Below are 20,444 nucleotides of genomic sequence, written 5' to 3'. Positions count from 1 at the left end.
ATGCCTACGCTCCTGCGCATGACGATCGACTGGCTGGAGATCTCGAAGCGCCTGATCCGGGCGGACCGGGCCAAGGCGAAGTGCTGCCCCAGGTGGCAGCGGTTCGGGTCCCCGGACGCCCCGCCGCCGCTGTCCGAGGCCGAGGTCCGCGAGGCGGAGGAGCAGCTGGGGATCACGTTCCCCGAGGAGTACCGGCACCACCTCCTGTTCCACAGCGCGGGCGGTCAGCCGAACCGCCTCCACCGCTCGGCGGCCGGCTGGGGCTGGGAGGGCGACACCAGCACCGATCTCCACCTCCTGAGCACGCCCTTCCCCCACCCGGACTCCTACGTGGAGCGCGAGAACGAGCTGGACGACCGTGAGCCGCGGGAGGAGGACTTCCCCGACATCGCGAGTCGCCAGGCCGCCTGGAAGGCCTGGGACGACGAGTACGGGGTCCTGCAGGACCACAAGACCTCGGGCGCCGTGTGCATCGCGGAGCACGGCTGCGGATTCGCCACCCTGCTCGCCGTCACCGGCCCGTACCGGGGAACGATGTGGTTCGACGGCCGGGCCACCTGCGACCTGATCCTCCCCCTCACCCTGGAGGACCGGCCCCTGACCTTCGCCGAGTGGATCGGTCGGCACTCGATGGACCTGGTCCGCTGGTGAACGTTCCCGAGTAGATTCGGTCCCATGGCCATCCGCGCGGTCCTCTGGGACATCGACGACACCCTCTTCGACTACTCGCGCGCGGACCTGGCCGGCATGCGCGACCATCTCGTGGCCGAGGGCCTGGTGGACGGGTTCGACTCCGTCGACCAGGCCCTTCGTCGTTGGCAGGAGCTCACGGTCGTCCACTGGCGGCGCTTCGAGGCCGGCGGGGTGGACTTCCAGGACCAGCGGCGCGAGCGCGTGCGGGAGTTCCTCGCGGCCCCCGGGCTGACCGCCGCCGAGGCCGACGCCTGGTTCGCCCGGTACGTCGCGCACTACGAGGCGGCCTGGGAGCTCTTCCCCGACGCGCTGCCCGTGCTCGACCTGCTCGCGGGTGACTACCGTCACGCGGTCCTGTCGAACTCCTCGATCCACAACCAGGACCGCAAGCTGCGCGTGCTCGGCGTACGGGACCGCTTCGAGGCCGTCGTCTGCGCCGCGGAGCTCGGGGTGGCCAAGCCCGCAGCCGAGGCCTTCCACGCGGCCTGCGACGCCCTCGGCCTGGCCCCGGCCGAGGTGGCGTACGTCGGTGACCAGCCGGACATCGACGCCTCGGGGGCGGACGGCGCGGGGCTCCGGGGCATCTGGCTGGACCGGGCCGACACCGGCGGGCGGCCCGAGCTGACCCGCATCACCGGCCTCGCCCAGCTGCCCGGACTGCTGCGCGGGGATACCCGTTTTGGAGCGCCGGACACCTTCAGGTAATGTTCTTCCTGCGCCGAGGGGAGCAAGCCGAAAGGCAGAAACCCACCGGAGCACAACCCGAACAAGATCCCCCTCGCCGGGGATCGCGTTTTGGTGGCCTATGGTGTAATTGGCAGCACGACTGATTCTGGTTCAGTTAGTCTAGGTTCGAGTCCTGGTAGGCCAGCTCGCAGAGCTCATCTGCATCGTACGCGGATCTCATCCGCAAAGCCCCCGTTGTGTAGCGGCCTAGCACGCTGCCCTCTCAAGGCAGTAGCGCCGGTTCGAATCCGGTCGGGGGTACAGATCCTTCCCGCGGGATCACCTGGGTCGCACCCGGTGAACCCGATGCAGGATCGCTAGGGCCCCCGTTGTGTAGCGGCCTAGCACGCCGCCCTCTCAAGGCGGTAGCGCCGGTTCGAATCCGGTCGGGGGTACGAAAATGGTCTACACCACCAGTGGCCTATGGTGTAATTGGCAGCACGACTGATTCTGGTTCAGTTAGTCTAGGTTCGAGTCCTGGTAGGCCAGCGCAGTAACATCATGCGACTCCGTCGCGTGGTACAAGATCTTGCCCCCGTTGTGTAGCGGCCTAGCACGCCGCCCTCTCAAGGCGGTAGCGCCGGTTCGAATCCGGTCGGGGGTACCAGACGAAGAAGCCCTTCCCTTCGGGGGAGGGCTTCTTCGCTGTTCCGCTCCGCGCACACAACTCCGGCCCACCGCTGCGGCGTTGAAGCGGTGGGCCGGGATGTACGTACGGGCGGGAGGGACAGGAAGCGCGTCAGCCGTTGCGGCGGAGCGCCTCGGAGAGGCGGGCGGCCGCGTCGATGACCGCCTGGGCGTGCATACGGCCCGGGTGGCGCGTCAGGCGCTCGATCGGACCGGAGACCGACACGGCGGCCACCACGCGGTTCGACGGGCCGCGTACGGGCGCGGAGACGGATGCCACGCCCGGCTCGCGCTCGCCGATCGACTGGGCCCAGCCGCGGCGCCGTACGCCCGAGAGGGCCGTCGCCGTGAAGCGGGCGCCCTGCAGGCCGCGGTGCAGCCGCTCGGGCTCCTCCCAGGCCATCAGGATCTGCGCCGAGGAGCCGGCCTTCATCGTCAGCGTCGAGCCGACCGGGACGGTGTCCCGAAGGCCGGACAGGCGCTCGGCGGCCGCGACACAGATGCGCATGTCGCCCTGACGCCGGTAGAGCTGCGCGCTCTCGCCGGTGACATCGCGCAGATGCGTCAGTACCGGGCCCGCCGTGGCGAGCAGGCGGTCCTCACCGGCCGCGGCGGCGAGCTCCGCCAGGCGCGGTCCGAGGATGAACCGGCCCTGCATGTCGCGCGCCACCATCCGGTGGTGTTCCAGTGCCACGGCGAGGCGATGTGCCGTGGGTCGTGCGAGTCCCGTCGCCGCGACCAGACCTGCGAGGGTGGCCGGACCGGACTCCAGGGCGCTCAGGACAAGGGCTGCCTTGTCGAGAACACCCACGCCGCTAGAGTTGTCCATGCAACGATATTCACGTCTCACTCTGTGAAACGCAAGTTCAATTTTCCTGGGAACTTGTCACTCTGGTGGGGCGGCCGCACAACGGCTCGCGAAACGGGTCTCTAGTTGTGCCGGCGATCACGTCGGCCGGAGGGAAAGCGATGGGTAGGACACTCGCGGAGAAGGTCTGGGACGACCACGTCGTCCGGCGCGCCGAGGGCGAGCCCGACCTCCTCTTCATCGATCTTCACCTGCTGCACGAGGTGACCAGCCCCCAGGCGTTCGACGGTCTGCGTCAGAACGGCCGGCAGGTACGGCGCCTCGACCTCACCATCGCCACCGAGGACCACAACACCCCGACCCTCGACATCGACAAGCCGATCGCCGACCCGGTCTCCCGCGCGCAGTTGGAGACCCTGCGCAAGAACTGTGCCGAGTTCGGCGTCCGCCTGCACCCGCTGGGCGACGTCGAGCAGGGCGTCGTCCACGTCGTGGGACCCCAGCTGGGCCTGACCCAGCCCGGCACCACCGTGGTCTGCGGCGACTCGCACACCTCCACGCACGGCGCCTTCGGCGCGCTGGCGTTCGGCATCGGCACCAGCCAGGTCGAGCACGTGCTCGCCACCCAGACGCTGCCGCTGGCCCGCCCGAAGACCATGGCCATCACGGTCGACGGCGACCTGCCGGCGGACGTCACCGCCAAGGACCTGATCCTGGCGATCATCGCCAAGATCGGTACCGGCGGCGGCCAGGGCTACATCCTGGAGTACCGCGGCTCCGCCATCGAGAAGCTCTCGATGGAGGCCCGGATGACCATCTGCAACATGTCGATCGAGGCCGGCGCCCGCGCGGGCATGATCGCCCCCGACGAGACCACCTTCGCGTACCTGAAGGGCCGCGCCCACGCCCCCGAGGGCGAGGACTGGGACGCCGCCGTCGCGTACTGGAAGACCCTGAAGTCCGACGAGGACGCGGTCTTCGACGCCGAGGTCGTCATCGACGCCGCCTCCCTGGCGCCGTTCGTCACCTGGGGCACCAACCCCGGCCAGGGCGCGCCGCTTTCGGCGAACGTCCCCGACCCGGCTTCGTACGAAGACGCTTCGGAGCGCCTGGCCGCCGAAAAGGCCCTGGAGTACATGGGGTTGACCGCCGGGCAGCCGCTGCGCGACATCAAGGTCGACACCGTCTTCGTAGGCTCCTGCACCAACGGCCGCATCGAGGACCTGCGCAACGCCGCCGCCCTGCTGGAGGGCCGCAAGGTCGCCGACGGGGTGCGGATGCTGGTCGTTCCCGGCTCGGTCCGGGTCGCCCTGCAGGCCGTGGAGGAGGGCCTGGACAAGGTCTTCAAGGAGTCCGGCGCCGAATGGCGGCACGCGGGCTGCTCGATGTGTCTGGGCATGAACCCCGACCAACTGGCGCCCGGTGAGCGCTCCGCGTCCACCTCCAACCGCAACTTCGAGGGCCGGCAGGGCAAGGGCGGCCGGACCCACCTGGTCTCGCCCCAGGTCGCCGCCGCCACCGCCGTACTGGGCCATCTGGCCTCCCCGGCCGATCTGTCCGACGTCGCTACGCCCGCGGGGGTCTGAGGAACCATGGAAGCTTTCACCACGCACACCGGCCGGGCCGTCCCGCTGCGCCGCAGCAACGTCGACACCGACCAGATCATCCCCGCGCACTGGCTGAAGAAGGTCACCCGCGACGGCTTCGAGGACGGGCTCTTCGAGGCCTGGCGCAAGGACTCCGAGTTCGTGCTCAACCGCCCCGAGCGGCAGGGCGCCACGGTCCTGGTCGCCGGTCCCGACTTCGGTACGGGCTCCTCCCGCGAGCACGCCGTCTGGGCCCTCCAGAACTACGGCTTCCAGACCGTCATCTCCTCCCGGTTCGCCGACATCTTCCGCGGCAACTCACTGAAGAACGGTCTGCTGACCGTCGTCCTCGACCAGCCGACCGTGGACGCCCTCTGGGAGCTGACCGAGGCCGACCCGACGGCCGAAATCACCGTTGACTTGGAGCGCCGCAAGGTGCTCGCCGCCGGGATCGACGCCGACTTCGAGCTCGACGAGAACGCCCGCTGGCGGCTCCTGAACGGCCTGGACGACATCAGCCTCACCCTTCAGAACGAAGCCGACATCGCCGCCTACGAGGCGGCCAGGCCGGCCTTCAAGCCCCGTACAATTACGGTCTGAGCAGCGCTTTTCCACGACTGCGCCCCCCACCCTCCGGTGGGGGGCGCAGTCGCTTGTTGAGACCCCGTCGGGCGACAACTCGCCCTAGATGGCACAATCGGTGCATGGAACGCGACAGCCAACTCGAGCTCTACGAGGCAGTCGCCGCCCGATTGAAGGAAGCGCACACAAGGGTGCGCGAACTGCAAGTCCCGGAGGGCGTAAGGATGGCGCTGTCCCGGAAGCTGCTGGTCGTCACGGCAGCGGCGAAGCACGATCTAGCGGACGCGGCAACGCGTCTGGACCGGTTGATGAAGGACCTCGACGAGGGCCGATTCCCTGAAGACGACTGACACCAGGAACTCCGCGACGGCACTTCCGCGTTGCGGCACTAGGGTGATTAGCCCGTTTCGTGTTTGATTTGCGGTATATACATGCCTAACGTGCGAAAAAGCTTGAACACTTTCGTTCTGGCAATGTCTCCGAAGGGGAAGACGTGAACAAGGCGCAGCTCGTAGAAGCGATTGCCGACAAGCTCGGCGGCCGTCAGCAGGCCGCGGACGCCGTCGACGCGGTCCTGGACGCGATCGTGCGAGCCGTGGTCGGCGGAGACCGGGTCTCGGTCACCGGCTTCGGCTCGTTCGAGAAGGTCGACCGCCCCGCCCGGTACGCCCGCAACCCGCAGACGGGTGAGCGCGTCCGGGTCAAGAAGACCTCGGTGCCGCGCTTCCGTGCCGGTCAGGGCTTCAAGGACCTGGTCAGCGGCTCGAAGAAGCTCCCCAAGGGAGGCGAGGTCGCCGTCAAGAAGGCGCCCAAGGGCAGCCTCACGGGTGGCGCGTCCGCGACCGTGAAGAAGGCCGCGGCCAAGAAGGCCACGACCGCCAAGAAGGCGGCGGCCAAGAAGGCCACGCCGGCGAAGAAGGCCGCGGTCAAGAAGACCACCGCCGCCAAGAAGACCGCGGTCAAGAAGACCACCGCCGCGGCGAAGAAGACCACGGCGGCGGCCAAGAAGGCGGCCCCGGCGAAGAAGACGACGGCCGCGGCCAAGAAGACCGTCGCCAAGAAGACCGCGCCGGCGAAGAAGGCCACAGCGAAGAAGGCGCCCGCCAAGAAGACGACGGCGCGCAAGACCACCGCCAAGAAGGCCGCCGCCAAGAAGTAGAGGTAAGCGGCACACGGACCAAGAGCCACTCACACGCCGGGCCGGGCTCCCCTCGGGGAGGCTGGCCCGCGGCGCGTCCCCACCCTGTTCGGCCCAGTCGGGCCGGAGCGATCGGTCGGTTCGGCCGCGAAGCCGTCCCGTTCAGAGCGTCTGCAGCGTGACCAGCGTGATCCGCAGCCCCGCACCGGCGGTGCCCGGCTCCGTCTCGATCCGCACCCGCTGCCCCGGACGCAGCAGTCGCAGCCCGCCCGCGTCGAACGCCTCGGCCCCGAACTCCACCGGGGTGCCGTCGTCGAGCAGCACACTGCCGCTGCGGGTCTCGGGATCGTACGTGTACGCGGTCGCCTGCATGGCCCGCAGCCTATCCGGCCGCGCGATCACCGGCCGCCCCGTCCCAATGGGCGGCCGTGCGCGGCCCGACGCCCAGCGCGAGCGCCGCCGCCAGATCCTCGCCGGTGTCCACGTCCCGGCGTACGGAATCCACCCCCGCCAGTCGTATTTCCACCGCGCCCGACGACAAATGGCGGCAGCGTGAAGCGCCTCCGAATGCAGGTGCCAATTCCACCCCCGGCCCCGCCGAGAGGAATGTCGTACCTATTTCGGCGGCATCCGCGAGAAATGTCCGGGGGAATTCCCCGGCGGCTTCGAGGACCCGGGCCAGCTCGGCGGGCCGCAGCGCCGGGAGGTCCGCGTTGAGCGCCGCCACGCGCGCGTGCGGCCGGGCCTCCCGCACCGTCCGGGCCCCGTGCGCCAGCGCCGCGTTGAGCCCGGCCGCCGGGGAGTCGGGCACGATCCGCGCCCCGAGCGCCGCGAGCGCCGCCGCGGCCGACTGATCGTCCGTGACGACCACCACATCCCGCACCCGCCCGCACTCCAGCGCCGCCGCCACCGTGTCCTGCGCGAACGCCAGCGCGAGCCGCGGCCGCAACAGCGCCCCCGCGGCCGCGCCGAGCCTGCTCTTCGCCCGCGCAAGGGGCTTCAGGGGCACGACCAGGGACCAGCCGTCGTCCGGATCGATGTTCATCGCGGCCCATTGTGACCCGACACCGCGCCCCCGCGTCCGGAGGAACGAAACGCCCGCTGCCCGACGGCGCCACCGGGCCGGGGCGTACCGTGTCCTCGACAGACCAGGAGCATGGGGCGAGACTTGACCCCTGCACGCCAGTCCCACAGGAAGGTGCACGAGTGTCCCGCCGCAGAATCGGCTTCTGGTACCGCCTGGCGGCGGTCATCGCCAAACCCCCCCTGGTGGTTCTGTTCAAGCGGGACTGGCGCGGAACGGAACACATTCCGGCCGACGGCGGATTCATCACCGCCGTCAATCACAACTCGTATCTGGACCCGCTGTCGTACGCGCATTTCCAGTACAACACCGGACGCGTCCCGCGCTTTCTCGCCAAGGCCGGCCTCTTCAAGGGCTCGTTCGTCGGCACCATGCTGCGCGGCACCGGACAGATCCCCGTCTACCGCGAGACGACCAACGCCCTGGACGCCTTCCGGGCCGCCGTCGACGCCATCGAGCGCGGCGAGTGCGTCGCCTTCTATCCCGAGGGCACCCTCACCCGCGACCCCGAGATGTGGCCCATGGCGGGCAAGACCGGCGCCGCTCGCGTCGCGCTGCTCACCAAGGCCCCGGTCATCCCGGTCGCCCAGTGGGGCGCCAACCTCGCGATGCCGCCGTACGCCAAGGAGAACAAGCTCAGCCTGTTCCCCCGCAAGACGCTGATCGTGCAGGCCGGTCCGCCCGTCGACCTCTCGCGCTTCTACGGCCAGGAGCCCACGCCCGAGGTGCTGCGCGAGGCGACCGAGGTCATCATGGCCTCGATCACCGCGCTCCTGGAGGACGTCCGCGGCGAGAAGGCGCCGGCCGAGCCGTACGACCACCGCAAGGCCCGTCTCGAGCAGCGGCGCAAGGCCGCCGGGGAAGGCAAGAAGTGACCAAGGCTGCCGTATTCGGAACCGGGTCCTGGGGCACGGCCTTCGGCATGGTGCTCGCCGACGCGGGCTGCGACGTGACCCTGTGGGGCCGCCGCGCCGAACTCGCCGAGACGATCAACACCACCCGTACCAACCCGGACTACCTCCCGGGCGTCGAACTCCCCGCCACCGTGCGGGCCACCACCGACCCCGCCGAGGCCGCCCACGACGCCGACTTCACCGTCCTGGTCGTGCCCTCGCAGACACTGCGCGCCAACCTCGCCGAGTGGGCCCCCAAGCTGGCCCCCGACACCGTCCTCGTCTCCCTGATGAAGGGCGTCGAACTCGGCACCGCCGAGCGGATGAGCGAGGTCATCATGGAGGTCGCCGACGTGCCCGCCGAGCGCGTCGCCGTCCTGACCGGCCCCAACCTGGCCAAGGAGATCGCCGCCCGGCAGCCCGCAGGCGCCGTCGTCGCCTGCGCCGACGAATCGGTCGCCCGGCGGCTCCAGACCGCCTGCATGACCCCGTACTTCCGCCCGTACACCAGCACCGACGTCGTGGGCTGCGAGCTGGGTGGCGCGGTCAAGAACGTCATCGGGCTCGCCGTCGGCATCGCCAACGGCATGGGACTCGGCGACAACTCCAAGGCCACGCTCATCACCCGCGGTCTCGCCGAGACCACCCGGCTCGGCCTCGCCATGGGCGCCGACCCGCTCACCTTCGCCGGCCTCGCCGGCCTCGGCGACCTGGTCGCCACCTGCTCCTCGCCGCTCTCCAGGAACAACACCTTCGGCACCAACCTGGGCCGGGGCATGACCCTGGAGGAGACCATCGCGGCGACCAAGCAGACCGCCGAGGGCGTCAAGTCCTGCGAGTCCGTGCTCGATCTGGCCCGCCGCCACGGTGTCGACATGCCGATCACCGAGACGGTCGTCTCGATCGTCCACGAGGGCAAGCCGCCGATCGTCGCCCTCAAGGAGCTGATGTCGCGCAGCGCCAAGTCCGAGCGCCGCTGACACACCCGCCCGAGGCCGCCCGCCGAGGGGCCCGCCGCACGCGCACTACGCCGGACGCGCGCGCGGCGGCCAGGGCTCTTAAACGCGTCGAACACGCAAGGTACGCTCAACGCGTTATGAGCGAGAACACCCAGAGCCCCCGCAAGCCGCGCGTGGCCGTCGTCTTCGGCGGACGCAGCTCCGAGCACGCCATCTCCGTCGTCACGGCCGGCGCCGTCCTCCGGGCCATCGACCGGACCAAGTACGACGTGCTGCCCATCGGCATCACCACGGACGGGCGCTGGGCGCTGACCGCCGACGCCCCGGAGCGGATGGCGATCGCCGACCGCGCCCTGCCGAACGTCACCGACCTCACCGAGTCCGAGACGGGCGGCGTCGTCCTCTCCGTCGACCCGGCCAACCGCGAGGTCGTCTACGCCGAGCCCGGCTCCGTGCCGAAGGCGCTCGGCGAGGTCGACGTCGTCTTCCCGATGCTGCACGGCCCGTACGGCGAGGACGGCACCCTCCAGGGCCTCCTGGAGCTCTCCGGCGTCCCCTACGTCGGCGCGGGCGTGCTCGCCTCCGCCGTCGGGCAGGACAAGGAGTACATGAAGCGGGTGTTCACCTCCTTCGGGCTCCCGGTCGGCCCGTACGAGGTCATCCGGCCGCGCGAGTGGGAGCAGAACCCCGCGGCCGCCCGCAAGAAGATCGTCGAGTTCGCCGCCGACCACGGCTGGCCGCTCTTCGTGAAGCCGGCCCGAGGCGGTTCCTCCATGGGGATCACCAAGGTCGACGACCTCTCCGGCCTCGACGAGGCCATCGAGGAGGCCCGCCGCCACGACCCGAAGATCCTCGTCGAGTCGCTGCTGCGCGGCCGTGAGATCGAGTGCGGCGTCCTGGAGTTCGAGGACGGCCCGCGCGCCAGCGTGCCGGCCGAGATCCCGCCGGTCACCGACCACGACTTCTACGACTTCGAGGCCAAGTACATCGACTCGGCCTCCGGGATCGTCCCCGCGCCGATCGGCGACGAGGCCACCGCCGAGGTCCAGCGCCTCGCCGTCGCCGCCTACGAGGCCGTCTCCTGCGAGGGCCTGGTCCGCGCCGACTTCTTCCTCACCGAGGAAGGCGAGTTCGTGATCAACGAGATCAACACCATGCCGGGCTTCACCCCGATCTCGATGTACCCGCGGATGTGGCAGGAGAGCGGCGTCAGCTACCCCGAGCTGGTCGACCGGCTGATCCAGGCCGCGCTGACCCGCTCCACGGGCCTGCGCTGACGACAGGCCCCGGACGCAAGCGCCAGGGGCGGCCCGTCGAGGCCGCCCCTGGGCGCGTTCCGGCTCAGCCATCGCGGCTCGGCGCTCGCGTCCCAGCGGTCCCGTGTCAGTCGCACTCCGGATCGAGCGCGCACGGCACGGTCTTCTTCACGGGGGCGGCGAAATCCGCCAGCGGGCCGGCGTCGTGCGCGTACCGCTCGGCCAGACTCACCTCGACGTACGTCTCGCGGTACACCGAGGTGAACCGGGGTCCGTCGCCCTCCCGCGGCTCCAGCATCCAGCGCACACCGCCCACCGAGAGGCCCTGCGACTGGGGATCGCTCATCTTTTCGGGCCGGGGGACTCCGCAGCGCAGTACGATCGCCCCGTCCCCCCACCCGGCGGTCAGGTCGGAGTCGGGCTCCGGGTCCTTCCGGTCGAGCCCCGCCACGGTGTCGGGAAGCTCCTTCGCCAGAGCCTGGCAGAGGGCGGCTTCCGCGGCCGGCGGGCTGGGAACCGGGACCGAGGCCCCGGCGTCCGTGGAGGAACAGCCCGCGGCGGTGAGCAGCACCAGGAAGCAAGCGGCCGCGACGGGCAGGCCGAAGGGCCGGTGGGAAGACTTCACCGGCCAAGGGTAGACGGGGGCTAGAGATGCACGACCGGGCAGGTGAGGGTCCGCGTGATGCCGTCCACTTGCTGGACCTTGGCGACCACCATGCGGCCCAGTTCGTCGACCGTGTCGGCTTGGGCGCGGACGATGACGTCGTAAGGACCCGTCACGTCTTCCGCCTGGATGACTCCCGGGATCTTGGAGATGGTCTCGGCGACGGTCGACGCCTTGCCCACCTCGGTCTGGATGAGGATGTACGCCTGTACCACGGAACCTCCAGGGCGGCCACGAGGATCTTGTGGGAGAAAGAGACGCCACGGTACCGCGTCGCCGCGGGCCGCGGGGAGACCTGCGCGTCCCGAGGCGCCCGCAGGGTGGCTTGGGTACGACAGCAGTTGACGTTCCAGACGGTTCCTCATCGACGGTACCGCACGACAACACGAGGTGAGACGCGGTGAAGGGCACAGTAGGAGAGCTGGGGGAGTTCGGGCTCATCAGGGAGCTCACCTCCCGGCTCACCTCCACCCCGGCGGTTCGGATCGGACCCGGCGACGACGCCGCGGTCGTCTCCGCGCCCGACCGGCGGGTGGTGGCCAGTACGGACGTCCTCCTCGAAGGACGTCACTTCCGCCGCGACTGGTCGACGGCGTACGACGTGGGCCGCAAGGCCGCCGCGCAGAACCTGGCCGACATCGCCGCCATGGGCGCCGTCCCCACCGCGCTCCTCCTCGGCCTGGTCGTCCCGGCCGAACTCCCGGTCACCTGGCCGACCGAGCTGATGGACGGGCTGCGGGACGAGTGCCAGGTCGCCGGCGCGGCCGTGGTCGGCGGCGACGTGGTGCGCGGCGACACCATCACGGTCGCCATCACCGCCCTCGGCGACCTGCGCAACCACGACCCGGTGACCCGGGGCGGCGCGCAGCCCGGCGACGTCGTCGCGTACACCGGCTGGCTCGGCTGGTCCGCCGCCGGCTACGCGGTGCTCTCGCGCGGCTTCCGCTCTCCGCGCGCCTTCGTCGAGGCGCACCGCAGGCCCGAGCCGCCGTACCACGCGGGCCCCGCGGCCGCCGGGCTCGGCGCCACCGCCATGTGCGACGTCAGCGACGGACTCATCGCCGACCTCGGGCACATCGCGGAGGCGAGCAAGGTCCGGATCGACCTGCGGTCCGGGCTCATCGACATCCCGAGCCAGATGAACGACATCGGCCAGGCCGTCGGCGTGGACCCGCTGCAGTGGGTGCTCACCGGGGGAGAGGACCACGCCATCGTGGCCACCTTCCCGCCGGACGTGAAGCTCCCGGCCCGCTGGAAGGTCATCGGCGAGGTGCTCAACCCGTCCGCGATGCCCCAGGTGACCGTGGACGGCGCGCCCTGGCACGCCAAGGGCGGCTGGGACCACTTCGGCGGCCACGAGTGAGCCGGCCGCCGCTGGTCCTGACCGTCGCCGGATCCGACTCCGGCGGCGGCGCGGGCATCCAGGCCGACCTGAAGACGATGCTCGCGCTCGGCGTGCACGGCATGAGCGTGATCACCGCCGTGACCGCGCAGAACTCGCTGGGCGTGCGCGGCGCCTGGGAACTGCCCGAGGAGGCGGTACGAGCCCAGTACCGCGCGGTCGTCGACGACATCGGCGTCCAGGCCGTGAAGACCGGCATGCTGGCGTCGGCCGCGCTGGTGGAAACGGTGGCGGAGCTGCTGGCCGGGACGGACGCGCCCGTCGTCGTGGACCCGGTCGGGGTCTCCAAGCACGGCGACCCGCTGCTCGCGGCCTCGGCGCTGGACTCCGTACGGACGAAACTGCTGCCGGTCGCCACGGTGGCCACACCGAACCTGGACGAAGTGACGCAGCTCACGGGCGTTCGGGTCGGCTCGGAGGCGGATCTGCGCGAGGCGGCGGCGGCGATCCTGTCGTACGGCCCGCGCTGGGCGCTCATCAAGGGCGGGCACCTGGCGGGCGGGGAAGCGGTCGACCTGCTCACCGACGGCTCCGAGGAGCTGTGGCTGCGCGCGCCGCGCCACGACAACCGGCACACGCACGGCACGGGCTGCACGCTCGCGTCCGCGGTGGCCTCGGGCCTGGCGAAGGGCCTGTCGGTGCCGGAGGCGGTGCGGGCGGCCAAGGAGTACGTGACCGGAGCCATCGCGGCCGGGTTCGCGCTCGGCGCGGGGATCGGCCCGGTGGACCACGCCTGGCAGTTCAGGCCCTAGCGTTCCAGGGCAGGGCGTTCCAGGGCATGGCGAAAGGCCGGTTCACCGAGGTGAACCGGCCTTCAAGGCAACCGCAGGGGCTGCGCTACGACGAAACGTCGGCGTTAGCGCGAGACCTTGCCGGCCTTGATGCACGAGGTGCAGACGTTGAGCCGCTTCGGCGTCCGACCGACCACGGCACGCACGCGCTGGATGTTCGGGTTCCAGCGACGAGACGTACGGCGGTGCGAGTGCGAAATGTTGTTGCCGAAGCCCGGCCCCTTGCCGCAGACGTCGCAGTTGGCAGCCACGGGTCACTCCAAAGACTTCAGATTTACAGTGAAATCCGGCGCACCGGAATCAGAGTTCTGAAGTGGCTTGCCGGGGGAATGGCCCGACTCTCGCCGGGCAACCGAAGCAGCATACAACGGCTGCTCCCGTGGAACGAAACTACCACGATCGTCCCGGCCCCCGCCCCGGCCCCAGGTCACGACCGGGTCTACCCTGCGGTGAGCCCGACGCAGATGCCGCTCCCGGCAGGAGGACCACCCGTTGCCCCAAGCCCCGCAGACCCTCGACGCCGAAGCGGTCAGATCCTGGTGCGCACGGGCGCTGGAGACGCTCGGCCGGGAGCGGGAGGAGATCGACGCGATCAACGTCTATCCGATCGCCGACGGGGACACCGGCACCAACCTGTACCTGACGGTCGAGTCCGCGGCCCAGGCCGTCGAGGCGGTCTTCGCCGCCGACGACCCCGACGCGGTGGACGCCGTGCGGGCCATGGCGCACGGGGCCCTCATCGGCGCCCGGGGCAACTCCGGGACCATCCTCTCGCAGCTGCTGCGCGGCATGGCGTCGGTGCTCGCCGAGGGACGTGACGGGGATCACCTGGCCCGATCGCTCGCGGCGGCGGCCGGCGCGGCCAGGGACGCCGTGGCGCACCCGGTCGAAGGAACGATCCTGAGCGTCGCCACGGCGGCGGCCGGCGCCTGCGCGGGCGGCGGCAGCCTGGTGACGGTGGCCAGGGGGGCGTACGAGGGGGCCAGGACGGCCCTGGAGGCGACCCCCGGGCAACTGGCCGTCCTGGAGCGCGCCGGGGTCGTGGACGCCGGCGGACGGGGTCTGGTGGCCGTCCTCGGGGCGCTGGTGGAGGCGGTGTCGGGTGAAGCACAGGTGCGCCCGTCCGCCGGGTCCGTCGTACCCCTGCTCCCGGTCGACGACTGCGCCCCGGAGGACGGCCCGGCCTTCGAGGTGATCTACCTCCTGGAGGCGGAGGACGCCGCCGTGGAGCGGCTGCGCGCCCGCCTCGACGCCCTCGGCGACTCCCTGGTGGTCGTCGGCGGAGACGGGCTGTGGAACGTGCACGTCCATGTCGACGACGCGGGCGCGGCGGTCGAGGCGGGCGTGGAGGCCGGCCGCCCGCACCGGATCCGGATCACGCACTTCGGCGGCGCCCCCGAGGTACGGGAACGGCTGCGGCGGGCGGTCGTGGCGGTCGTCCCGGGGGAGGGGCTCGCGGGCCTCTGCGCGGAGGCGGGCGCGACGACCGTGCTGGCCAGGCCGGGCGAGCCGCCGGCCAGCGGGGAGCTCGTCGACGCGATCCGGCGGGCCCACGCCTGCGAGGTCGTGCTGCTGCCCAACGACACCGACCTGCGCCACACGGCGGGCGCGGCTGCCGAGCAGGCCCGCGCCGAGGGCGTCCGCGTCGCCCTCATCCCGACCCGGGCGGCGGTCCAGGGCATCGCGGCGCTCGCGGTCCACGAGCCGGACCGGCGCTTCGACGAGGACGTGGTGGCGATGACGGCGGCCGCGGGCGCGACCCGGTACGCCGAACTGGCCGTCGCCGAGCACCAGTCCTTCACCTCGGCCGGCGTCTGCCAGGCCGGGGACATCCTCGGTCTCATCGAGGGCGATGTCGCGGTCATCGGCCAGGACTCGACGACGACGGCCCGCACGGTCCTGGACCGGATGCTCTCGGCGGGCGGCGAGCTGGTCACCCTGATCGTCTCGGACGAGACCCCGCCGTCCCTGGCCGCCACCCTGGAACGCCACGTCCGTGAGACGTACTTGGCCGTCGACACGACGACCTACCACGCGGGCCGCGGAGCGCCGGTGCTGCTGATCGGCGTGGAGTAGAACCCGCCCCCTCCGCTTCCGGCCGGCTGCGCCGCGCGGCGGTGCCCACCCCCGCCTTGCCCTCCGCTTGTGGGCAGGCGTTCCGCGTGGCGGAACGGGTGGGCACGAGCGGGGGGTCGGTGCGCTGGCGGGTGCCTTGTGTCCGTGGGGCCGCTCGGGGCGGAGCCCCGGTCTCGTCAGAGTTTCGGGAAGGGGCGGGGTGGGGGAATCCTCCCCGGCCCCGGCCCCGACCCACCCGTCACGACCCCGCCCGCTCCAGCACCGCCTCCGCCTCGGCCCGCCGCTCCGCAGCGGCCTCGCCCTCCGGTCCGGCCACCGCCCCCGACACCACGGCCTCGTACTCCGCCAGCACCCCCCGCGCCAACGCCGCCGCCGACGCGCCGTCGTCCAGCCGGAGGTGGAGCCACGCCGCCAGCAGCTCCGCCGCCGTACGGCGGTCGCGGAACTCCGGTCCCGCCGCGGCGAACTCCGCCACCGCCCGTGTCGCGTACGACAGCGCGACGCCCGGGCCCCCGGAGTCCACGTCCACGTCGCCGTCACTGTCACCGTCGCCGAGCAGCTCCGCCGCCTGCACGTACGTGTCGCCGCGCGCCACCACGTCGGCGCCGCACGCCTCCGCCGCCGCGTCCATGAGCGCCCGCCCGTCCCCGGCGGCGCCGGCGATCCAGGCCCGTACCCGCAGGGTCCGCACGTACGCGGAGGCGTCGCCCAGCGCGCGCCACAGCTCGCCCGCCCGCTCGTACGCCGCCGCGGCCTCCGGCCGCAGCTCCGCCTGGAGCAGGGCCTGCCCGGCCAGGTTCGCGAGCATCGCGTGGTCCTGCTGCTCCGGCCACTCCTTCGCCAGCTCCGCCGCCCGCAGCCAGTGTTCCGCCGCTGCCCGGGGCTCGTTCAGTGTCACGAGGCACTCGCCGAGCCACCACAGCGTCTGGACGACCATGCCTGAGCCGTGCTCGTCCTCGGAAAGGTCGGGCAGCACGGATTCCAGGACCGCCGCAGACTCCTCGACCCGGGACTCCCGCAGCAGCCAACCGCCCAGCTGGTGCCGGGCGTACGCGCCGATGCCCCGGCTCTCGCCCGCCTCGTCGGCCCAGTGCGCGGCCTCCAGGGCGTGCGCGGCCGCCTCGCCGAACCGTTCCGACGCGCCGAGGACTTCGGCGAGCTGGAGCCGGAGCCGGCTCTGCCCGGCCGCCCCCGCGTGCTCCGCGCCGTGGTCGAGCGCCGCCAGGGCCGCGCGCTCGGCGGTCTCCAGGTCGCCCGTGTGCAGGGCGACCCGGGAGAGCCGGGCCTCGGGCTCGACGGCGAACCACGGCAGCCCGGCCCGGTGGTACAGCTCGGCGGCGTACGCGTACTGGCGCGCCGCCGCCTCCGCGTCCCCGGCGTGCGCGGCCAGATCACCCCGTACGGACTCGGCCTCGGCGGCCCGGTCCGCGACCAGCGGATCGCCGGTGTGCGCGGAGGCGAACGCGATCAGGTCGTCGAGCGCGGAGGAAAGAGCGTCGACCGCCACGGGCTCCTGGTCGGCTGCGGGCTCCTCGCCGGCCTCGGGCAGCCCGCCCGCCGCGAGGTCCTCGCCCGTCGGCTCGTCCTCCCCGTGCAGCCGCAGCAAGCCCACCCGTACCCGCGACAGCAACGCCCCCGCCACCTGGCGGGGCGTCGCCGTGCCCTCGGCGTGGAGGGCCTGGACGCGGGTGACCGCCTCCGCGACCGCCGCGCCCGCCTCCGGCAGCCGGTCGTCGAGGGCGAGGGCGAGGGCGAACGCGGCCCTGGCGCGGGCTGCCTGGGCCTCGCCGGGGTCGCCCGCCGCTTCGTAGCCCTCGGCGGCGCGGAGGAACAGGCCGACCGACTCCGCCGGGCCCGCCTCCATGGCGATGGCCCGGTGGTCGTCCAGCTCGGCCCGGCCGAGGGCGTCCAGTTCGAGGTCAGCGGCGGCGACCGCCGCCGCCACGGCCTCCCACGCGGCGCGCGCGGCAGGGTTCCGCTCCGCCGACAGACGGCGCGCCTCCGCGAGCAGCTCGCGCGGCTCCGGCGCGGGCTCCGGCGTGCGCACCGCGGCCGGTACCGCCACCGGGACCGGTCCCACCGCCCGTACCCCCAGCGGCAGCCGGTCCAGGAGCGGCGCTGCGTCCATCCGGGCCCGCGCCCGCTCGCTCACCCGCGCCGTGCCGTTGCGCTCGTCGAAGCGCCGCGCGATCGCCAGCGCCTCCACGCGCGCGTGGGCGCCCAGTTCGGCGGCCGTCCACGAGCCGCCCGCCGCCCGCGTGGGCCCCGGCACCGGCTGCCCGCCGAGACCCCGCGCGACCAGGCGGTCCATGAGCAGCGCCGTCACGGACAGGAAGCACAGCAGGCTGTCCGGGTCGCCGCCGTCGGTGAGGTACGCCGGACGCTCGGCCAGGATCTCCAGGCCCCGCGCCTCGTTGCCGGTCAGCGCGCAGAACTCGATGTGGTCCGCCACCGCCCCGCGCATGCTCTCCAACGGCCGCACCAGGCGGTAGCCGCGCAGATGGTTCACCCGGGCCTCGTCGGTCCTGCCGAGCCGCACCAGCGGCAGCAGCGAGGAGGCGAGCACCGCGTGCGGCTCGTGCGCGCAGACGTGCTCGCCGGAGAGCACCGGCTCCCAGGTCCGCAGTGCCTGCTCGTCGTCGCCGCGCTCCGCCGACCACCCGCCCTGCCCGTGCAGCTCGCAGGCGTGGCAGTCGGCCATAGGGTCCCGGTCGGCCGCCAGCCACGCCCCGTAGGCCCGGTCCGCCCGCGCCAGGTCGCCGATGTGCCGCGCGACCCGGAACTCGCCCTGCCGTACGGCCCGTTCGGAGTGGCCGGCCAGCCGGTAGCGGTGCTCCATCTCGCCGAGCCACTTCTCGATCGAGGCCAGCGGGATGTGCGGCTGGTCGAGCATGCCGCTGGAGACCCACTTGAAGACCCAGTGCAGGGTGTGCGTCTCGTACGCGTCGAAGTCCCCGGGGTTCTCGTCCCACATCCGCAGCAGCCGCGAGAAGGGCACGAACATCTTCGCCTTCTCGGAGCTGTAGTTGTACGCCTGGAGCTGGTGCCCGAGCGCCTCGATGACGGCCAGCGGCTCGCCGAGCTGCTCGGCCTCCACGAGGAGCCGCTCGGCGCGCGCGTTGCGGGCGGGTCCCTCCGGCTGACGCGCGTTCTCCCGCAGGGCCTCGCGCAGGGCCTCGAAGGTCAGGGTCATGCGTCGTTCTCCCCGTGATGGGCGGCCCAGGTGAGGAGCCCCGCGAAGGCCCGGTTGAGCAGCGCGGAGTCGGCCGGCCGCAGCGGCCGCTGCGCCATCAGCAGCGCCTGCCCGTAGAGCGCCTCGACGGCCGTCCCCGCCAGCTCCCGGTCGTCCAGCGCGCCGATCCTGCGGATCGTCGGATTCAGATGGTTGAGGACAAGCCGCGCCCTCGGCGCGCTGCCGCGCAGCGAGCCGAGGATCCCGGCCCACAGGTCGTCCGCCTGCTCCTCGGCCTCCGCCCGGGCCTGCTCGTGGCGGGCCGCCCGGTCGTCCAGGTGCAGCGCGGGCACGGTCAGCGGGTGGAAGGAGCGCAGCGACACGTCGCAGCCGAGCGGGTCGAGGGTGGCGCGGGCCACCGACAGGAACGCCGAGAGGGCCAGCTCCTGGGCCGGGTCGACGGAGTCCAGATGAGCGGTGACGGTGTCGGCGTCCAACTCGGCGACGGCGGTGCCGGGACGGACCTCGGGAAGGCGCTCCACCAGCTCCGTGTCGTAGGTGTAGCCGCCGTTGACCACACCGATGCCCTGCGCGGTCGCGATCGCGGCGACCTGCCGGTACTCCTCGACGGTCCGGGTGTAGTGCACGACCGGGTGACGGCGGGCGAACTCCTCCAGCGACAGCCTGCCGTCCGTCGTCTCGAACGGCAGCCACGGCAGCATCGTCCGCAACATCTCGGCGTCGTGCCGGGCCAGCGACTTCACCCCGAGGTGGTGCACGGCCAGGAACTCCTCGAGACGCTCGGGGGAGCCCGCGGCGAGGCCGCCGAGCCAGTCCCGGACGGCCGCGCCCAGCGCGTCCCGTACGCCGGCCAGCGTCTCGTCCTCGTACAACGCCTCGCGCGAGGCCGTCGGACGCAGGCTGTCGGTGTCCAGGACACAGCGCACGAAGAACGCCCAGTCGGGCAGCAGCCCGTCGGCCCGCTCGGTGAGCAGCATGCCCTTCAGGTGCACCCGGTGCCCCGCGCGCTGGGCCGGACTGACGGCCGACGGCAGGACGTACGCCACGCCCCGGACACCGGCCAGCGGCAGATCGAGGTCGATCGAGTCGAGCGGGGTGAAACCGAAGGTCTCCTGGCAGTGGCCGGCCAGCGCCACCCGCCGCGCCGCCGGGCTCGGGTAGGCCCGGTCCCAGGGCGCCGGAAGGGCGGTGATCTGCTCGTCCCCGACCCGTACTTCGTACGGGAGGAGGGAGCCGTACACCCGGGCGAGCGCGAGCACCCGCTCCTCGGCCAGCCATTCCCCGGAACCGGGGCGCGCGGTGAGGTGCACGGTGGTGCCCGGCTCCGGCCGCGCGCTCTCCGGGAGCGTGCGGACGGTGTACGAACCGTCGTCGCGGGCCGTCCACTCGACCGGCGGCTCGTCCGGCGTGCGGGCGCTGCGGCTGACCACCCGGATCTCGGCGGCGACGACGAAACAGGCGAGCAGACCGATGCCGAACTGGCCGAGGAACTCGGCCCGCGCGCTCGCGATGCCGGCCGCGTCCGCCCGCTTCGAGCTGCGGCCGATCGTGGCCAGCAGGCTGTGCACGTCCCGCTCGGTCAGACCGATGCCGCTGTCCTCGATCCGCAGGACCGTGCCGTCCGCGTACAACCGGACCCGCGCCGGGGCGTCCGGCTGCTCGGCGCGGCGCGCGGTGATGGCGTCCACGGCGTTCTGCAGCAGTTCGCGGAGGTAGACCCGCGGGCTCGAATAGAGGTGGTGGGAGAGGAGATCCACGAGTCCGCGCAGATCGACCTGGAAGGTGTGCGGTGTCTGATCAGCAGTCATCGTCGCTGCGCCGGTGGGGGGACGAGCGACGGCGCGGGTCGGGCGATCCCGGCGGGCGGTGATCGCGGAGCGGGGAGGGTGCCGCGTCATCCTAGGCGTCACGGCGCCGACGTGACCAGGAGATTTCCACAGCCTGCGGGACGCATGTCAGTGCGGTG

Annotated in this window: 20 protein-coding genes and 5 tRNA genes; 17 read left to right on the top strand and 8 right to left on the bottom strand. The window is 72.3% G+C overall.

Annotated elements, in window-relative coordinates; genetic code table 11:
• The first annotated feature begins 18 nt into the window (after nt 1-18).
• The 7 genes from ACF09C_RS16510 to ACF09C_RS16480 all read left to right on the top strand — a co-directional run bounded on the left by ACF09C_RS16510 (nt 19) and on the right by ACF09C_RS16480 (nt 2,026).
• A complete protein-coding gene (locus tag ACF09C_RS16510) occupies nt 19-651 on the top strand; it encodes an SMI1/KNR4 family protein (RefSeq protein ID WP_392092148.1) in 633 nt (210 codons plus the stop codon).
• A 24-nt stretch (nt 652-675) separates the two neighbouring features.
• Entirely contained in the window at nt 676-1,398 is a 723-nt protein-coding gene (locus ACF09C_RS16505) for an HAD family hydrolase (protein ID WP_392092147.1), read from the top strand.
• A gap of 94 nt (nt 1,399-1,492) precedes the next feature.
• Nucleotides 1,493-1,564, top strand: a tRNA-Gln gene (locus ACF09C_RS16500).
• A gap of 43 nt (nt 1,565-1,607) precedes the next feature.
• A tRNA-Glu gene (locus ACF09C_RS16495) sits at nt 1,608-1,680 on the top strand.
• Nucleotides 1,681-1,741: 61 nt separating this feature from the next.
• Nucleotides 1,742-1,814, top strand: a tRNA-Glu gene (locus ACF09C_RS16490).
• A 22-nt stretch (nt 1,815-1,836) separates the two neighbouring features.
• Nucleotides 1,837-1,908, top strand: a tRNA-Gln gene (locus tag ACF09C_RS16485).
• A gap of 42 nt (nt 1,909-1,950) precedes the next feature.
• A tRNA-Glu gene (locus tag ACF09C_RS16480) sits at nt 1,951-2,026 on the top strand.
• Nucleotides 2,027-2,158: 132 nt separating this feature from the next.
• Here ACF09C_RS16480 and ndgR read toward each other — a convergent pair.
• Nucleotides 2,159-2,875, bottom strand: a complete 717-nt coding sequence (gene ndgR / locus ACF09C_RS16475; protein ID WP_005311436.1) for an IclR family transcriptional regulator NdgR — start codon at nt 2,873-2,875, stop codon at nt 2,159-2,161.
• Nucleotides 2,876-3,015: 140 nt separating this feature from the next.
• Between ndgR and leuC the strand changes: the two genes are divergently transcribed.
• The 4 genes from leuC to ACF09C_RS16455 all read left to right on the top strand — a co-directional run bounded on the left by leuC (nt 3,016) and on the right by ACF09C_RS16455 (nt 6,181).
• On the top strand, nt 3,016-4,440 hold the full coding sequence (leuC, locus tag ACF09C_RS16470) for a 3-isopropylmalate dehydratase large subunit (RefSeq protein WP_392092146.1): 1,425 nt from the start codon (nt 3,016-3,018) through the stop codon (nt 4,438-4,440).
• 6 nt (nt 4,441-4,446) lie between these two features.
• A complete protein-coding gene (gene leuD / locus ACF09C_RS16465; protein WP_392092145.1) occupies nt 4,447-5,040 on the top strand; it encodes a 3-isopropylmalate dehydratase small subunit in 594 nt (197 codons plus the stop codon).
• A gap of 104 nt (nt 5,041-5,144) precedes the next feature.
• A complete protein-coding gene (locus ACF09C_RS16460; protein ID WP_260227783.1) occupies nt 5,145-5,372 on the top strand; it encodes a hypothetical protein in 228 nt (75 codons plus the stop codon).
• 143 nt (nt 5,373-5,515) lie between these two features.
• A complete protein-coding gene (locus ACF09C_RS16455) occupies nt 5,516-6,181 on the top strand; it encodes an HU family DNA-binding protein (RefSeq protein WP_362410392.1) in 666 nt (221 codons plus the stop codon).
• A gap of 141 nt (nt 6,182-6,322) precedes the next feature.
• On the opposite strand, the gene ACF09C_RS16450 is transcribed toward ACF09C_RS16455, so the two are convergent.
• Both ACF09C_RS16450 and cofC read right to left on the bottom strand, forming a co-directional pair.
• The gene (locus ACF09C_RS16450) at nt 6,323-6,532 is read right to left on the bottom strand and encodes a hypothetical protein (RefSeq protein WP_392092144.1); all 210 of its coding nucleotides are present in this window, start codon (nt 6,530-6,532) and stop codon (nt 6,323-6,325) included.
• 10 nt (nt 6,533-6,542) lie between these two features.
• On the bottom strand, nt 6,543-7,205 hold the full coding sequence (gene cofC, locus ACF09C_RS16445; RefSeq protein ID WP_392092143.1) for a 2-phospho-L-lactate guanylyltransferase: 663 nt from the start codon (nt 7,203-7,205) through the stop codon (nt 6,543-6,545).
• Between the two features lie 161 nt (nt 7,206-7,366).
• Here cofC and ACF09C_RS16440 point away from each other — a divergent pair, with 161 nt between their 5' ends.
• From ACF09C_RS16440 to ACF09C_RS16430, 3 genes are all read left to right on the top strand, one after another.
• Nucleotides 7,367-8,119 carry a lysophospholipid acyltransferase family protein gene (locus tag ACF09C_RS16440; RefSeq protein ID WP_392092142.1) on the top strand — a complete coding sequence of 251 codons (753 nt, stop codon included), beginning with the start codon at nt 7,367-7,369 and terminating at the stop codon, nt 8,117-8,119.
• Nucleotides 8,116-9,117 carry an NAD(P)H-dependent glycerol-3-phosphate dehydrogenase gene (locus ACF09C_RS16435; RefSeq protein WP_392092141.1) on the top strand — a complete coding sequence of 334 codons (1,002 nt, stop codon included), beginning with the start codon at nt 8,116-8,118 and terminating at the stop codon, nt 9,115-9,117. Before ACF09C_RS16440 ends, ACF09C_RS16435 begins: the two co-directional genes overlap by 4 nt.
• A 116-nt stretch (nt 9,118-9,233) precedes the next feature.
• Nucleotides 9,234-10,373: a D-alanine--D-alanine ligase family protein gene (locus tag ACF09C_RS16430; RefSeq protein ID WP_392092140.1), complete on the top strand. Its 1,140-nt coding sequence runs from the start codon at nt 9,234-9,236 to the stop codon at nt 10,371-10,373.
• A gap of 106 nt (nt 10,374-10,479) precedes the next feature.
• Here ACF09C_RS16430 and ACF09C_RS16425 read toward each other — a convergent pair whose 3' ends face one another.
• Both ACF09C_RS16425 and ACF09C_RS16420 read right to left on the bottom strand, forming a co-directional pair.
• Nucleotides 10,480-10,977, bottom strand: a complete 498-nt coding sequence (locus tag ACF09C_RS16425; RefSeq protein WP_392092139.1) for a DUF3515 domain-containing protein — start codon at nt 10,975-10,977, stop codon at nt 10,480-10,482.
• Between the two features lie 20 nt (nt 10,978-10,997).
• Nucleotides 10,998-11,231, bottom strand: coding sequence for an Lrp/AsnC family transcriptional regulator (locus ACF09C_RS16420; protein ID WP_028802415.1), 234 nt, complete (start codon nt 11,229-11,231; stop codon nt 10,998-11,000).
• Nucleotides 11,232-11,416: 185 nt separating this feature from the next.
• Between ACF09C_RS16420 and ACF09C_RS16415 the strand changes: the two genes are divergently transcribed.
• Nucleotides 11,417-12,379: a thiamine-phosphate kinase gene (locus tag ACF09C_RS16415; protein WP_362410371.1), complete on the top strand. Its 963-nt coding sequence runs from the start codon at nt 11,417-11,419 to the stop codon at nt 12,377-12,379.
• Nucleotides 12,376-13,170 carry a bifunctional hydroxymethylpyrimidine kinase/phosphomethylpyrimidine kinase gene (thiD, locus tag ACF09C_RS16410; protein ID WP_392092138.1) on the top strand — a complete coding sequence of 265 codons (795 nt, stop codon included), beginning with the start codon at nt 12,376-12,378 and terminating at the stop codon, nt 13,168-13,170. The genes ACF09C_RS16415 and thiD overlap by 4 nt, the downstream gene beginning before the upstream one ends.
• 104 nt (nt 13,171-13,274) lie before the next feature.
• On the opposite strand, the gene rpmB is transcribed toward thiD, so the two are convergent.
• Entirely contained in the window at nt 13,275-13,460 is a 186-nt protein-coding gene (rpmB, locus tag ACF09C_RS16405) for a 50S ribosomal protein L28 (protein WP_003957616.1), read from the bottom strand.
• Between the two features lie 241 nt (nt 13,461-13,701).
• Between rpmB and ACF09C_RS16400 the strand changes: the two genes are divergently transcribed.
• A complete protein-coding gene (locus ACF09C_RS16400; RefSeq protein ID WP_392092137.1) occupies nt 13,702-15,285 on the top strand; it encodes a DAK2 domain-containing protein in 1,584 nt (527 codons plus the stop codon).
• A gap of 238 nt (nt 15,286-15,523) precedes the next feature.
• On the opposite strand, the gene ACF09C_RS16395 is transcribed toward ACF09C_RS16400, so the two are convergent.
• Both ACF09C_RS16395 and ACF09C_RS16390 read right to left on the bottom strand, forming a co-directional pair.
• Nucleotides 15,524-18,478: a tetratricopeptide repeat protein gene (locus tag ACF09C_RS16395; protein ID WP_392092136.1), complete on the bottom strand. Its 2,955-nt coding sequence runs from the start codon at nt 18,476-18,478 to the stop codon at nt 15,524-15,526.
• Complete coding sequence (locus tag ACF09C_RS16390; protein ID WP_392092135.1) at nt 18,475-20,286, bottom strand: HSP90 family protein; 1,812 nt, start codon at nt 20,284-20,286, stop codon at nt 18,475-18,477. Before ACF09C_RS16390 ends, ACF09C_RS16395 begins: the two co-directional genes overlap by 4 nt.
• Nucleotides 20,287-20,444 lie beyond the last annotated feature (158 nt).

Source organism: Streptomyces sp. NPDC014870, assembly GCF_043081505.1.
GTDB lineage: Bacteria > Actinomycetota > Actinomycetes > Streptomycetales > Streptomycetaceae > Streptomyces.
This window is presented reverse-complemented; position numbering and strand designations above follow the sequence as displayed.